Annotated in this window: 14 protein-coding genes and 1 pseudogene; 2 read left to right on the top strand and 13 right to left on the bottom strand. The window is 66.6% G+C overall.

The genetic code is table 11. The annotated features are described in order from the left end of the window. Window positions 1–28: 28 nt before the first annotated feature. From ASG69_RS17920 to ASG69_RS17905, 4 genes and pseudogenes are all read right to left on the bottom strand, one after another. Window positions 29–1,456 carry a serine hydrolase domain-containing protein gene (locus ASG69_RS17920; protein ID WP_056448769.1) on the bottom strand — a complete coding sequence of 476 codons (1,428 nt, stop codon included), beginning with the start codon at window positions 1,454–1,456 and terminating at the stop codon, window positions 29–31. After that, window positions 1,453–1,968, bottom strand: coding sequence for a DUF3995 domain-containing protein (locus ASG69_RS17915; protein WP_235578998.1), 516 nt, complete (start codon window positions 1,966–1,968; stop codon window positions 1,453–1,455). Before ASG69_RS17915 ends, ASG69_RS17920 begins: the two co-directional genes overlap by 4 nt. A gap of 135 nt (window positions 1,969–2,103) precedes the next feature. Continuing rightward, window positions 2,104–4,215 (bottom strand): annotated as a pseudogene (helR, locus tag ASG69_RS17910) (RNA polymerase recycling motor ATPase HelR). A gap of 125 nt (window positions 4,216–4,340) precedes the next feature. After that, window positions 4,341–4,541: a hypothetical protein gene (locus ASG69_RS17905; RefSeq protein ID WP_056448774.1), complete on the bottom strand. Its 201-nt coding sequence runs from the start codon at window positions 4,539–4,541 to the stop codon at window positions 4,341–4,343. Window positions 4,542–4,768: 227 nt separating this feature from the next. Here ASG69_RS17905 and poxB point away from each other — a divergent pair, with 227 nt between their 5' ends. Beyond that, window positions 4,769–6,502: a ubiquinone-dependent pyruvate dehydrogenase gene (poxB, locus tag ASG69_RS17900; RefSeq protein WP_056448978.1), complete on the top strand. Its 1,734-nt coding sequence runs from the start codon at window positions 4,769–4,771 to the stop codon at window positions 6,500–6,502. 211 nt (window positions 6,503–6,713) lie between these two features. On the opposite strand, the gene ASG69_RS17895 is transcribed toward poxB, so the two are convergent. From ASG69_RS17895 to ASG69_RS17860, 8 genes are all read right to left on the bottom strand, one after another. After that, entirely contained in the window at window positions 6,714–7,670 is a 957-nt protein-coding gene (locus tag ASG69_RS17895; protein WP_156380571.1) for a hypothetical protein, read from the bottom strand. A gap of 90 nt (window positions 7,671–7,760) precedes the next feature. Then, window positions 7,761–8,021: a hypothetical protein gene (locus ASG69_RS17890; RefSeq protein ID WP_155957006.1), complete on the bottom strand. Its 261-nt coding sequence runs from the start codon at window positions 8,019–8,021 to the stop codon at window positions 7,761–7,763. Window positions 8,022–8,604: 583 nt separating this feature from the next. Continuing rightward, a complete protein-coding gene (locus ASG69_RS17885; protein ID WP_056448784.1) occupies window positions 8,605–8,808 on the bottom strand; it encodes a three-helix bundle dimerization domain-containing protein in 204 nt (67 codons plus the stop codon). Window positions 8,809–9,087: 279 nt separating this feature from the next. Beyond that, window positions 9,088–9,720, bottom strand: a complete 633-nt coding sequence (locus tag ASG69_RS17880) for a hypothetical protein (protein ID WP_056448787.1) — start codon at window positions 9,718–9,720, stop codon at window positions 9,088–9,090. Window positions 9,721–9,998: 278 nt separating this feature from the next. Continuing rightward, window positions 9,999–10,382 carry a hypothetical protein gene (locus tag ASG69_RS17875; protein WP_156380570.1) on the bottom strand — a complete coding sequence of 128 codons (384 nt, stop codon included), beginning with the start codon at window positions 10,380–10,382 and terminating at the stop codon, window positions 9,999–10,001. Window positions 10,383–10,438: 56 nt separating this feature from the next. Continuing rightward, window positions 10,439–11,266 (bottom strand): VOC family protein, encoded by an 828-nt coding sequence (locus ASG69_RS23370; protein WP_414891996.1) that lies wholly within the window; start codon window positions 11,264–11,266, stop codon window positions 10,439–10,441. 204 nt (window positions 11,267–11,470) lie between these two features. Then, entirely contained in the window at window positions 11,471–12,118 is a 648-nt protein-coding gene (locus ASG69_RS17865) for an SRPBCC family protein (protein WP_056448793.1), read from the bottom strand. 4 nt (window positions 12,119–12,122) lie between these two features. Continuing rightward, entirely contained in the window at window positions 12,123–12,512 is a 390-nt protein-coding gene (locus ASG69_RS17860) for an ArsR/SmtB family transcription factor (protein ID WP_056448796.1), read from the bottom strand. 108 nt (window positions 12,513–12,620) lie between these two features. On the opposite strand from ASG69_RS17860, the gene ASG69_RS17855 reads away from it, so the two are divergent. Continuing rightward, window positions 12,621–13,427, top strand: coding sequence for a MerR family transcriptional regulator (locus ASG69_RS17855; protein WP_162246789.1), 807 nt, complete (start codon window positions 12,621–12,623; stop codon window positions 13,425–13,427). 161 nt (window positions 13,428–13,588) lie between these two features. Here the strand turns inward: ASG69_RS17855 and ASG69_RS17850 are convergent, their stop codons facing one another. After that, window positions 13,589–14,308 carry an alpha/beta fold hydrolase gene (locus ASG69_RS17850; RefSeq protein ID WP_414891998.1) on the bottom strand — a complete coding sequence of 240 codons (720 nt, stop codon included), beginning with the start codon at window positions 14,306–14,308 and terminating at the stop codon, window positions 13,589–13,591. Between the last annotated feature and the right edge of the window lie 563 nt (window positions 14,309–14,871).

Genomic DNA, 14,871 nt, shown 5'->3' with positions numbered 1-14,871 from the left:
ACACCAGCGACACTCCCGATGCCTGACCTCACTGCGCCCCACGGACACGTCGGCACCCCACGACCTGCCCGAGCACGTCGACCACGGCGGCCGCAGCGATCGCCACGAGCAATACCCACACCAACAGAGCCACGTCCGGCGCCCACCTGCCTGCCACCGACAACCCCGCGCCGGTCGAAGAAGACAGTCCGAACAGGACGGCGACAGCGGCCGCTGTCCCTACCCCGACCGCCACGACCCCGCGCACGACGGCGACTCCTCTGGTCCGCTGGGGCATCCTGCCCGAGACGATGCGGACCGCGTGAACGCCGATGCCGACCACCAGCGTCGCGATGATCGCAGCGAGCGCTCCGAGCACGGTGGACGCCGAGGACTCGGGTAGCTCGCTCGTCCGTCCACCCGTCACCGACGTCGTCAGGTTCCGGCCGACGGCCGCGAGTCGATCGGCCTCGATCTCACCGTATCGGTTCGCCGCCAACACGATTGCTGTGTCCAGCGACGGAATCACAGAGACGTAAGTGTAGTAGCCGGGCACCGCACCCGCATGCCACCAGACATCGTGGCCATCGATCCTCTCGTGGAACAGGCCGTCACCGTAGGTCGAACCCTGAGCTGTCGGCACCTCGCGATACCGGGCTTCGTCGTCGTGACGTTCCCGCAGTCGCCACGACGCATAGCGTCCCAGGTCGTCGATGGAGCCGGCGAGGTAGCCGTATCCCAACCCCGCCGAATCGACACCGACGTCGACCGGGCGGGTGGAACCGAAGAACGGAACGTGTCCCCGCGGAACACTGTCGACGAACAACTGCGGGTCGGTGATGGCGTCACTGCCGGCGGGATCGAGTACGACGCGGCGCACGGCGTCCGCGTAGGAGGACCCTCCCGCCTGCTCGATCACAGCCTGCAGGAGCAGGTAGTTCAGACTCGAGTACCGGAACTCACCACGAGGACCGGCCCCCTTCGGCGCGTCGAGGGCGGTGACGGCGTCTGTCGCGGAACCCCTTCGGGTCCACTCGTCGGTGACGGTGATGTCGTGCGGCAGCCCGCTGGTGTGATGAACGAGGTCGTCGACGGTCACTGCGGGGTCGGAGAGCACTCGGCGAGCCTGCGGGACCACCTCGACGACAGGGCTGGTCGCATCGAGAACACCCTCGCGCTCGAGGCCCCTCGCTGTCGCTGCCGCGAACTGCTTCGACACCGACCCCCAGACGAAAGGGGTCGACCCGTCGATGTCGTGACCGTCCCCGTCGACTCCCACGAATGCCGCAGACCGTGCACCGTCGCTGTCGACGATCCGTGCGGCCATGCCCGGTGCACCGATCTCCGAGGCCCACCGAGTGACGAGGCCCTGCAACGACTCCTCGTCGTGCCCTCGACCGGCCGCTGGGCAGATCGACAGTGCGAGCAGTGTCAGGGCGCCCAGAAACACGGCGACGACTCGTCGCGCTCCGGTCATCGTCGAGTTTCCGTCAGCGCTGTGGCCCGGTGCGTGGTGGACCACAACCCGGTCAGCAGCGCTGCTCCCCAGCCCGTGAACAGCGGATCCCAGACCACGGCATGCCCGATCATGGCGGTCCGGTCGTACCCGCCGTCGGGCACGATGACGCCGGCGAGCACCGCTGCCGCGGACACGGTCGACACTGCGCCCCACACGAACAGCGCACCGCCCGCGCACCACCCGCACATGCGGACCTGCCGATGACCGTGGCCTCGGACCCGCTCGTTCACCCACGGGAGGACAGCAGCGCCGGCCTTCACGACAGCGACGACACCGAGCGCGAGACCGCTCGCCACCGGTCGGTCGTCGGCCAGGGTCACCGCCCAGTCCCCCACCGAGGCGAGCTGCCATCGACCTCCCACCGCCCAGTACGCGCTCGCGGTCGCATGCAGCAGCCCGGCTGCCGCAGCGAGGAGAAAGGCCACCGCCGCAGGCATACTCATCCGTGCCGTCTCCGAGGGTGTCTGCACACGATCGACACTAGGAACGTTCCGCTCGCCCGAACATCCGGGAACACCCCGACCCCACCCTGAGACAGACGAGGTCTCGACCGACGAGGGACACCAGGAACGCCGTCTCGGAACCATCCCACCCGCACCAGTCGATCAGCTCAGCACCACGAGTTGCCGGGTCGCCCGCGTCATCGCCACGTAGCGGTCGACGGCGCTGTCCACACCCGGCCCCTCGACGACGACGACAAGATCGAACTCGAGCCCCTTGACCGACCGTGCGCTCAGAGAACGGATCCGCTCGGTGTCCGGCCGAGCCGGCATACCGATGACGCATGCCACGCCCTCACCGGCCGCGGCCCACTCGTCGAGAATCGCGTCCAGGTCGTCCACTCCGGCCTGGCGAACGCCCACCCCGGTGCTGCGGACCGAACGGGGCACGTTCGCGTCGGGGAGGACCGCTCTGATGACCGGTTCGGCCGCGGCCATGATCTCGGCCGGTGTGCGGTAGTTGACGTCGAGCGTGGACACCGCCACGTCGGTGAATCCGACACGCGCCAGCCGCGCCTCCCAGGATTCCGGGAAACCGCTGTGGGCCTGCGCCCGGTCACCCACCACCGTGAGACTGCCCGACGGGCAGCGGGCACGGACCATCTGCCACTGCGCATCCGTCAGTTCCTGGGCCTAGTCGACGACGACGTGGGAGAACGGACCAGCAAGCCGATCCGGTTCGCCCGTCGAGGACTCGGTCTCGTCCAGCACGTTCTGCAGGTCGTCGCCGCGGAGCATCGACATGACGCGAAGCTCCGAATCGTCGGACTCGACGAGATCGTCGACCACCGCGCGTCGGCGCGCACGCTCGGAGGCGATCGTCCGGGCACGGCGCACGCGCATCGTCGTCGCCCGTGGGTCTCCGAGGCGGCGACGAGCGACGTCCAGAAGAGGGAGATCCGCTGTCGTCCAGGGAGCACCGAGCTCTCTGCGGACCGCGGCCCTGTCGTCCTCGTCCAACCAGGGCGCGCACTGGCGTAGGTATGCCGGCACGGCCCAGAGGTCGGCGACGAGATCGGGAGCATCGATCACCGTCCACGACGACTCGACGCTGTCGCGAAGCTCGTCGACCTCCCGCAGCGACGACGTCAGCTCGGCGGCCGACACGTCGCCGGCGAGGCGGTCGACGACGATGTCGCTCAGCGCCGCCCAGATCTCCTCTCTCGCATCGTTGTGCGGAGTCTCCGCGTCGGGTGCCGTGAAGGCTTCCGCCCAGTCGGTTGCCCGGAGCAGCACTGCACCCCACTCGGTCTCGACGACCATGTCGTTCGCGGGCGGTGTCTCGTAGAAGCGGATCGCGCGATCGATCATCTCTGTCATCGACGCGGAGCCTTTCACCGCGGCGGCGCGTGGTGAGGCCTCCGCCACTGCATTCCGGCCCTCGGGAACCATCTCGTCGAGCAGGCACACCCGGACGCCGTCCTCTCCGAGATCAGGAAGCACGTCGGCGACGTACGACAGGTAGGGCCCGTGCGGTCCGATCACCAAGACCCCGCCGCGGTGGTGCCCGACCTGCGGATCCGCATACAGAAGGTAGGCCGCACGGTGCAGCGCGACCACGCTCTTTCCCGTTCCGGGGCCGCCGTCCACCACACGCACTCCTCTGGACGGGGCGCGGACGATCGCATCCTGGTCCGCTGCGATGGTGCCCAGCACGTCGCGCATGCGGGACGACCGCGCCGCCCCGAGATCGGCGACGAAGGCCGACCGATCGTCCAATGCCACGGCGCCGTCGGGGATCTCAGCGGTGAACACCTCGTCCCAGTAATCGCTCACTCGTCCTCCGGTCCACCGGTAACGACGCCGCCAGGCAACACCCATCGGACGTGCCGGGGTCGCGGCGAAGAACGGTGCTGCTGCTGGTGAGCGCCAGTCGACGAGCAGAGGATGACCGGCCTCGTCGAGGAGTCCGCGCCGCCCGACGTACACCGGCTCCGTTCCGTCCGCCGGCACTAGTCGCCCGAGACACATGTCCCGCCCGACACGACGCACTGCGCGAATCTCGGCGGTGAGTCGATGTGTCTCCAGGTCACGTTCCATCGCGTCCTGGCCGGATCGGCCAGGGGCGGCGCGAGTCCGGGCGAGGCGTCGTTCGAGATCCGCGAGGGACCGACGCAGGGCCGCGTCGATTCTGGCGAGATGTCGATCATCCGCCGCGATCGAGGCGGGGTCGGCCTTGGCTCGGCGGTGCGGGGGCAGGGCGAACACGGTGTCCACAGGTCGGCTCCGATCGGGAAAACGTGCAGGTCATGGCATCGAGCGAGCCATTCTGCGCCGACCGCGGGGGCTTGCCGCAAGCCCCACCGTGCGCTATATCTTGGAGGTGGAAGGGATCGTTCCCGTCAACGCCGATCGCCGCGCGCCTCGGCCAACCGCCTGATCGCCGACGGCCCCACTCCGTGCAGCGCGAACAACACCGCGAGGTCCGCCGGAAGGTCGAGCACCGTGCGATACCCGGCGTCGATCAACGCGCCCGTCGCAGGCCTACCGATGCGGACACCGTCGAACACGGGCCCACGATCGGTCGGCGCGTCGTCCGTCATGCTGCTCACCGCCTTCCGCTCGTCGTCTTTCTCTGCATGGACCCATTCTGACGCTCCCCGGGACGACATAGGCCCGGCTGTCCCCAGAGCTCGCCCGGGCACCTGCTGCAGTATTCGCCCACAGCGCTTTCGCCGGTCCTCACCGATCTCCACGAGTGTCCGAGCCAGGACGATCGGTCACTCGTTCCACGACGCTTCCGGTGCGGATCCGGCGCATACTGTTCGCCATGGCGACCGTGGCAGACCATTTCGTGCAGACCCTGACCGAGAGCGGCGTGACCCACGTCTACGGTCTTCCGGGCGATTCGTTGAACGGCTTCACCGACGCGATCCGCCGGAACGACGGCATGACGTGGCAGCACGTCCGCAACGAGGAGACTGCCGCCTTCGCCGCAGCCGGTGACGCGGCGATCACCGGCGAACTCGCGGTGTGCGCCGGCAGTTGTGGTCCCGGCAATCTCCACCTGATCAACGGGCTGTTCGACGCGCACCGCAGCCGTGTCCCCGTGCTCGCGATCGCGGCGCACATCCCGCGCAGCGAGATCGGATCGCAGTACTTCCAGGAAACTCACCCCCAGAACCTCTTTCAGGAATGCAGTGTCTACTGCGAGCTGGTCAGTGACCCGGAGATGGCGGAACACGTGTTCGCGATGGCGATGCGGGCGGCGATCGAAGAACGCGGTGTCGCAGTGGTCGTCGTCCCGGGCGAAGTGCTGCTGGCGCATGCCGAACAGAGAAAGGCCACCCCGGCCATCCGCGCGACCACGTCCCACGTGCGTCCCGACGATGCCTCGCTCGACGAGGCGGCGTCGATCTTGAACTCGTCCGACAACATCACCATTCTGGCCGGCGCCGGTGTGGCGGGTGCGCATCGACAACTGCTCGAGATCGCCGGCGCGCTGCAGGCTCCTGTCGTGCACGCACTGCGCGGCAAGGAGCACGTCGAATATGACAATCCCTACGACGTGGGGATGACGGGGCTGCTCGGCTTCGCCTCGGGGTACCGCGCGATCTCGCATGCCGACGTTCTTCTCATGCTGGGCACCGATTTTCCGTACCGCAACTTCTATCCCGACGACGCGAAGATCATCCAGGTGGACATCCGCGGCCAGAACCTGGGCCGCAGAGCGACCCTGGACGTCGGCTTGGTGGGCACCGTCGCCGACACCGTGGACGCTCTGCTCCCCCGTGTCCACGCCAAGACGGACAGCAAGCATCTGGACACATCGGTCAAGCACTATCGCAAGACACGCAAGAATCTCGATTCGTTCGCTGTGGACGACCGGCACCGCACACCCATCCGGCCGGAGTATCTGGCGCGCATGGCGAACGAGCTGGCAGACGACGACGCCGTCTTCACCGTCGACGTGGGGTCGCCTGTCGTGTGGGCTGCCCGGTACCTGACGATGAACGGCAAGCGCCGATTGCTCGGGTCGTTCAATCACGGATCGATGGCCTGCGCTCTCCCGTTGGCGATCGGTGCGCAGACCGCTCAGCCCGGAAGGCAGGTGGTGGCCTTCGCCGGCGACGGCGGGTTGACGATGGGCTTCGGTGAGCTGATCACGTTGATGCAGAGCGGTCTGCCGGTCAAGGTCATCATCTTCGACAATTCGTCGTTGAACTTCGTCGAACTCGAGATGAAGGCTGCCGGCATCGTCAACTACGGCACCGACCTGAAGAACCCCGACTTCGCAGCTGTGGCACAGGCTCTGGGGATGTTCGGCCGACGAGTGGAGAAGCCGCAGGATCTGGAGGCGGCTCTGATCGACGCGTTCGCGTACGACGGTCCCGCCGTCATCGACGTCGTCACCGCGGCACAGGAGCTCTCCATTCCTCCCAAGATCACCCTCGAGCAGGCAAAGGGGTTCACGCTGTACGGCATTCGGACGATCCTGTCCGGCCGGGCCGACGAACTCGTGGACCTCGCGGACACCAATGTCCGTCGGCGGATCTTCGACTGAGAGACGTGCTGGTCACCGGTTGGACATGGGCGTTCGGTGCGGCCATCGCGGCCGGACTGGCGTGATCCGGTGCCACGGTCGTGGTCGACGCGCAACCATGCAGGCGTCGAGTGGTGAAACGTGCGCTCCAACCACGTTCTGCTCCGTGAACGGCGATCAACGGAAACCACGGCCGTCACGGCTCGACCCGACGTGGCCGACAGACGTCAGGTCACGACGCTGCGCTGACGATCGAGTCGACGACAGAGGCGGGCGCCGACAACGGAGTGAAGCCGTCGCCCAGGATGCGCCGGCACCCGTCGAGTTCGATATGGACGTCGATCATGACCAACTCGTCCCCGATCGTGGACTGCGTCGAGGTGGTCGCCAGCGACGTCGCGCGTTCACCGCAGGGACCGGCGGGCTCGACGTCGATGAGGGCGGCGTTCCAGTCGAGGTACGGCTCGGATTCGTACCGATCCGCCCCGGTGAACATCAGATCGGGTCCGGCGGTGTCGAAGCGGCAGAACCCGGACGGTGTCAACGTCAGGTCGAGTAGCGACCGAGACCCCGGCACCGGTGTCGAGACGATCGGCGAGCACGAGTAGAAGTAGGTGATCCCGGCAGCATCGAGGCGGACGCGGTGTTCGGTGGCCTCTACCTCCGGGAGCTCGAGAATCTTGGCGAGTCCCAGGGTGTTGTCCAGGCCGCAGTCACCACGCGGGTACGACGGTTGTACGGCGCGGCCGTCCACGTCGACGAGCCACATGTCGACCGGCGCCGCAGCGAGCACGGACGCCAGACATTCGGCGTCGAAGATCGAGCGACGTGTGGGCGGCCCGTTCAGCTCCCGCACAGCGCTGCCGAAGTCCCCGGCGTAGCGGCGTTCGACATAGGTCACGGTCCCGTCGGCCTCGACGTGGTCTCCGATACCGATGTCGCACACCACGGCTGCCACCGGCTCGAACCCCTCGGGCACCGTGCCCCGCGCCGGACGGGGAGCGAAGCTCTGCTGCGGCGGCGGGGCCGCCAGATAGCCGCCGACGTCCTGTGGCAACGCGCAGACGAAGTGATCGGCCGAACCGATCTCGGCGACCGACCTCGGCTCAGGAGTGGTCAGGACGCCGTAGGACGCGAGAGCAACCGTCACCACCAGAAACAACGCGAGTCCCACATGTCGACCGGTCATGGCCGGAAGCATCCCACCTCGCGCAGTCGCGGTGAGTCTCGTCGACGACGACTCAGCGGCAGCTGACGAGGCGTTTCGAGGACCAGTGGGTCACTGCCAGGCGGGGACGTTGTGACGATGCAGCGAGCGGGTACGGCACTGCAGGCGCAGCGCCGCGATCTCGGGCGCCGACAACGCCTGCGCCACCGTCGGGTCTCCGCTGTCGAGGACACGAGCGAGCCGCTCGTGGAACTGATACCCGGGGACACCGAACGTCACGAGGATCTCCTCGTCAGGACCGCCGCCGTAGGGCAACCACCGACGCGCGAACTCGATCATCCCGCGAAGGCCCTCGGCCTGACTAGTGCTCATCGCACCATCATCACGGCCGACGAGCCGTCCCACCCGGCGGTGAGCCGAGTCGACACCCGCTGTTCACCGCACCGCCACTCCGACCACCTGCGGAGCGGGCACCCCTCACTCGGCGCAGCCCCACCACGACCCGACCCGAGGAGCCCCCCCGATGTCCTACATCCTCTCCGACACCCTGCTCCCCTACCTCGGTGAGCACACCGCCGCGTACTGGGCTCAGCTGCTGGTGATCACCCCGGTCTGATCGGAACCGTTCACGGCGGCAACCCCATTGGGACAACCGATGATCCACCGTTCGTTCACCAATGCTCGGTACCAATGAACAGGCATTCCTGCCACCACCACTCGACCACGGGAGCTCCCATGATCACCGACCTCGCAAGCTTCGTCGACTTCCTTGGCGCCCTGTCCGACATCTTCGGCGGCAGCGGCGACTTCCTCGACGGACTCAGCTTCTTCAGCTGACACACCCCGGGCCGATCTGATCCGCGCCGCAGCAAGCGCGATCCGATCGGTGAATGGCCGCACCGTGCACGGTCGCCCGCGTTCTGGGCGGCCGTGTATTGCTGTGCGACAGGTGGTGTCAGTGCGGTGCGACGGAGCGCAGTGCCTCTCGTGCGTTGCGCTCGACGAACAGCGGCACGAAGTCGCGCACCGAGCGTCCCTCGAAGCGGGCGTACTCGGCCGCCACGGTCTGTTCGATGTCGTGTCGGCTCACCCCGGGCAGGGCGGCGGTGAGCCGGTCCTGCACCGCCGCGAGATGCTCCGATTCGTTGGTGATTGTCATCTACTCAGAATCGACCTCGTGTCAGGACCGAGTCAAGGTTTCGACGATATTGTTCGCAGCAGTAACGATCACTCTGCTCATTCATTCTCGCGTCCGAGCCTGTCCACGCGGACGGTGCGATCGGCGACGTTCCTCATCGACGACGGGGAACCGATCGTGCGGTGATCGCCCGAAGTATCGCCGCATCCGATCGATGCGGCGACGCCGAGATCTATGGCGTGCGACCTCGCCTGCACCGCCGCACCGAGCTGCATTCTGAGGCGGGTCACGTGAGCCGTGCTACCTGGCAGCGCTGACGTCACCAGCGGCCGACTGCGGGTCGCCACTCGACGCGCCGGCGTCAGTGCCGGTGGCGATACGGCGGGCCAGCAGTACGGCGCCGACCAGAATCAGCAGGCCGTGAGCGATGCGAATCCACGGCGGAGCAAAGAACTGCGGTAGGAACAGGACGAAACCCGCCGCGAACACTGTGGCGCCGACGCCCCCGGTGCGCACTGCCAGCATCACGACTCCGGCCGCGATCAGCATCAGACCGACGCCGAACATACTCACCTGGACCACGCCGTAGCGGATGGGGTCGGCGAGTTCGAGGAGATCCGTGTGGCCTGTGTCGAGGGCGTCTTGTCCCACCGCGTACAGCGCGAACGTCTCGGCGCCGTAATAGGGCAGCACCAAGGCGACACCGAGGATGACGGTCGTGTCGACGAGTGCACCCGCGTGCGCCTGGCGCGCGACGAACACCAGACACGTGAAACCGAGCATCGCAGCGACGTGAGCCGCTACCCACAGTGGCGATGCGAAGGCTCGGGCGCCTTCGCTGCCGACCTCGGTGGAGTACGGGCGCAGGGTCGCGTAGAGAGCGAACAGGAGTCCTGTGGTCACGAGCAGCAGGAGTGTCGGGCGTGAACGCATCGGGCTCCTCGGTCATGGAGAGCGGTGCTCTCGATAGCCGCCAGTATGAACAGAGGCAATGGCGACCGCAAGAGCGACTGTCTCCACTCGGCGTCCTCACGATGCTGCGATCGACCTCGCCGCGAGCGTCCGACGTGCACACACGGCAGTCAGGGCGCACCTCGACATCGAGATCGGCTGAACAGTGATCATTCACCGTTCATCTCGGCGACGCTCGCGCCGTCGATCGCTGCCGCGTCACCCGTTCACCGGTAGCTCGGCCGATCCAGTCACCGTCGTCACGTCTCCGTTTCACCGAGTGTGTCGAATCGCATCGCCATCCACGTCGTCCAGCTGCTGCCGTCGGACCGTTCCCAACGAGCCGTCATGTGGTCGGGGCCGGCTCTGATGTGGAACCAGCTACGAATGCCGTCCCCCTCCAGAAGGAGCAGTTCGGAGTCGTGCATCGACAGCCGCGTGAGCCCGGGTTCGGCGGAATCGTCGAAGGCGTACATGAGCCATCCCCCGTCGGGGTGCGATCCTCCGATGACTTCGTGAACGAGTGCGTGCTGCGCGCCCACGACGACATCGACGTCGTGGGTGATCCATTGCCCGCCCGGCAGTATGGAGTACGTGTCCGTACCCGCTATCTCGCCGTCAGGTTTTCCGTGTCGATCCAGCACGACGCCTGAGCTTCGCCACCGGCCGAGGAGCGGATCCAGGAGACTCAGCGGGGGCGTCACCGGCCGCTCCGGACTGCGGCGTCCAGCGACGCCAGCGATTCGTCGAGGAAGGTCGGCGGAACCGCCGGGAGGCCGCCGATCTGCTCTCGTATCGCCGCGGGGGTATCCGCCCAGTCGTACGTGAGGGTCACCCGCGTTCCGTCGTCGTGCGGTGCCAGGTCGTAACGCCACCACCATCCCCCTGCGTCGAGGCCGCCGGAGGTGTTCTGCGTACACGGAAGCCACGCGATGTGGCGGTCTCGCTCGAACGCGGTGACGACGTTGTGCATCACGTACTCGCCTCCCGCTTCGTCGAGATACATGTTGATCGCGAATGATTGTCCAGGACCCACGATTCGGGCAGAGTCGACGGCGCCGCGGACCCAGTCGGTCGGCTCGGTGTGTTGGTGTTTGTCGGGGTCGGTCAGAAACGCGAAGATGTCCGACGGTGACGCAGCCATCGTGCGGTGCGAGATGTACCGCTCGGTCCCGGACATCGTACCGACCAATGACCGGGACAGGATCACGGTGTTGCCGGCGGGGTCGGTGAGCATGGCGAGCTCGAACTGCCCTGAAGGGACCGTGAACTTTTCGGCGTCGATTCCGCGAGAGCGGAGCTCCGACAGCGTGCTGTCGAGGTCGGGCACGCCGAGGACGACATCATGACCGCCGGCCCGTGCCGGGTCGAGGTAGACCTGAACTCCGCGTCCGTCGCCGAGGTCCCATTCGGCGTCGGGGTCCATCGGCCGTCGATCGAACGTGCGGCCGAACAGTTTCGTGTACCAGTCGATGGCGGCGTCGTGATCGTCGACGAACAGGACGGCCAGGGTATCCGTGATCTGCATGCTCATTCCTTTGCATCGGTCAGCGTCCAGGTTGTGACCGATCAGCGCCCGGAAACTCATCACACCGCAGCGACGTGCTCCGGCGTGATCGGTGAACCGTGGAAGAACGAGGCCAGGACAGGCCACAGACAGTGGGCCTCTCACCCCTCATGCGTGGGTGTTCACTGCGACTATGGCTCCGTCGGCGTCGATACCATCTCTACCTCACTCGGAATACCGGGTGGTCAGGTAGAAGTCGATGGTGGCCTCGACCGCAGCCGCGACGTGGTCGGGGTCGCCGCCACCGGCGAGGTGGGCCTCACCCCAGGCGGCGGCGCTTCGGCGGGTGAAGTCGGCACCGGCGGGTGATGCCGCGAAATTCTGATGGTCGAGAACTGCGCCGTCGAGAATCGAGGCGAGGGCGAGGAGATGCAGGTCCCAACCGACGCCGCCGGCACCCGGGCCGTAGGTGGGAAACATCGGCTCCCCGACAGCGATGGAATGGACGAGTTCGAACTCGGTGCCCCCCAACGAATCAGGCGCCAGGCGCACCTCGACCTCACTCGTACCAGGCCACTCGTCGGCGCCGGGGCCGAACATCCAGGACACCCGCAGTATGCGCGGTGGCTCGCATCGGAGAATGTCGCCGTGCTCGCCGCCGTCCAGCTCGAACACGCCCCCCGGACGCAGGTCACCCGTGACCGGTTTCATCCAACGACTCAGGCGTTCCGGATTCGTGATGGCGTCCCACACGTCGTCTGGATCCGCGTCGTAGCGACGCGTCAACTCCACCGTGTAGGCCCCACCGGCAGGAAGTGTGGCCGTGCCCATCGTCCGGCGGGCGGCGGCGAGTTCATCGAATACATCTTTCATCGTCCTACTCCTCACGGTCGGTCATTCTTGTCGACCCAGAACCTTTCTGGGCCAGCGGTGAGTGGTGTCTGCCAGCGGCGCGGCGACCACGCGCGAGCTCGGTCTCCAGTGCGTCGAGTCGTTGATCCCAGAATCGACGGAACGGACTCAACCACGCGTCGACCTCCAGCAGCGGCGCGGACTCCACGGTGTAGTACCGACGAGTCCCCTCTGCCCGGACCGACGAGAAGCCGTGCTCGCGAAGGACACGAAGGTGCTGGGAGACGGCCGGTTGCGACAGCGCGAACTCGGCTCTGATCACGTCCGTGATCGCGCCCGACGTGCGCTCACCATCGACGAGCAGTTCCAGGATGCGCCGACGAACCGGGTCGCCGAGGACGTCGAACGCGTGCACAGGCGAACTGTATCAGTGCTGACTTATATATGTGACGGTCGGGTTTTGCAGAGCGTCCGACTCGGAGGAGTTGCTCCTGACGCGGCGTGAGGTTCTAGCGTCATTGGTGTGAGCGAGAATGCAATCCGAGAGGGCTCGGGCGAGGTGTGGAAGGTGGGCGCCTTGGCGCAGCGGACCGGACTGTCGGTGCGTGCGTTGCACCACTACGACCAGATCGGGTTGCTGACCCCCTCCCAGCGTTCCACGTCAGGACACAGGCTCTACAGCGCTGCCGATGCTGAACGGCTGTATCGGATCCGCGTGTTGCGGCGCCTGGGTTTCCCGTTGGACCACATAGCCGACCTGCTCTCCCAGTCGCAATGGCAGCTCGAAGAAGCCGTCGCCAACCACCTCGTCGATGCTCGACATACCGCGTCGGTCGCCACTCGATTGGTCACACGGCTCAGCGACATCGCCACGGCCCTCCAGGAAGTGGAGGGTCTTTCCACCGAACAATTGTTCTCCACGATCGAGGAGATGACCATGCTCGAGACACCGATCCGCGAAACGACGTCGATGCTGGTCTACGACGACCTGGCCGCTGCCCACGATCATCTGGTGCACGTCTTGGGCCTGTCGGCCGGCCCACTGCACGTCGACGACGACGGCGCCGTGGTGCATGCGGAGGTGCGCGCCGGTCACCACGTCATCTGGCTGCACCCCTGTGGTGAGGGCTATCAGCCTCCGGCGCGACTGGGGGCCGCCACAGGCATGACAGTCATCGTGGTCGACGACGTCGACGAACATCACCGGCGCTGCACCGCCGCGGGTGCCGAGGTCATCGAGGAACCGATCGACCAGCCGTACGGGGTGCGGGAATGGGGCGCCCGCGATCCGGAAGGTCAGCAGTGGTTCTTCCACTCACCACCCCAATGAAGAACTCCGTCCGGTGTGTGTCACGAAATACCGCCTCCCAATTCCGTCCACCACAGCATCGCCTCCCTCCACACGACACGAGCTCGGCCACCGTTCGACAGGCGAGCGAATCGAGTCTTGTTCGCACACAGTGTCGTTCGATCAGGCGCACGGCGCCACCGTCACCCCACGGTGTCGAGACACTCTCGTAGCGCAGCAGCGAATTCGGTGGGCCGACCCGTCTGACCGTACTCACCACCGAGAAAACCCTGATGCCCGCCAGGGAAGACGACGGCGTCCTGACCCAACAGCCGGGCGACCGCATACGCTGCGCGACCGGCCATCTCGCCGTCCTCAGGTCCGCCGGACTCTTCGCCGACCGCGATGACGATGCGAGTCGACGCTGCCGTCAGACGCTCCACGTCGGGCACGTAATCGACACCCAGTCCACGCATGTTCGACATCAGCGGATCGGTACGAGAACCGTCGTCCTCGGTCGGGAGTCCGAACTGCGCCGGGTCCGGCGCCGGCCCTGCGAGGTACGCGTCGTCGACAGGACCGCGGTGCATCACCAGGCGGATGAACTCGGCCATCGCCGGCCCCGTCCCCGCCGCGTCGTAGGACTCCACCATGTGCGTGCAGGCAGCCGAGATGTGGTTGTGGTCAGCGAGTGCACCACCGGCGGGTGGCTCGTGGGCGACGAGAGTTCGGATCGCGCCCGGCCGGCGTTCGACGCAGACGAGGGCGTTGACCGCGCCGCCGCTCGACGCGAACACGTCGACAGGTCCGGACCCCAGCGCTGTGATCAACGCATCCAGATCGGCGGCGTGCTGCCACGGCGTGACCGCAGCCGTGGGTTCGCCACAGACGCTGCGGCCGGTGTTGCGTGGGTCGTAGGTCACGACCGGTCGATCGATGAAATGTCTACGGAGCGTAGTGAACCCACTCGCATCCATCGGTGAACCGATGAGCAACAGGGGTGTATCCGAGGTCAGTGGACCATGGACGTCGTAGGTGATGGTGGCGCCGGAAACGGCGAGCGTGTGTGTAGTCATGCCGTGTCGACTCGGGTGCGCTGCCGAACTCATCACCGGACAGGCACGCCGTGTCGACGTCACATCGGCACCTCGCCGTCAGACCTGTGGTCCACGGTCTCGAAAAATAGTAGTGAGTAGCATCTGAACCAGAAGGGACTCGAACCCCGGACCCAGTGACTGTCCCCGGCCGAACTCGGTAATCCAGTGGGACCATGAATCCCACCTCAGTAGCGTGGATCAAGAGTCACATGACCATGTGGGACCATCACGGTTCCGATGAGACCGCAATAGCAGTCGGGAATCATTGCTGTCAGTTACCCCGGTCGCACGGGCAACGGATTTCATGACGAGACGGCGCACAACTCTGTAGGTGAACGACGAGCGGACGAGGACGCAAGGGCAACCGCGCACACGGAGACCTCACCGAA

The sequence above is a fragment of the Rhodococcus sp. Leaf225 genome (assembly GCF_001426145.1).
Lineage (GTDB): Bacteria > Actinomycetota > Actinomycetes > Mycobacteriales > Mycobacteriaceae > Rhodococcoides.
The sequence above is the reverse complement of the archived record's forward strand: the minus strand, read 5'-3'. Positions and strand labels throughout refer to the sequence as shown.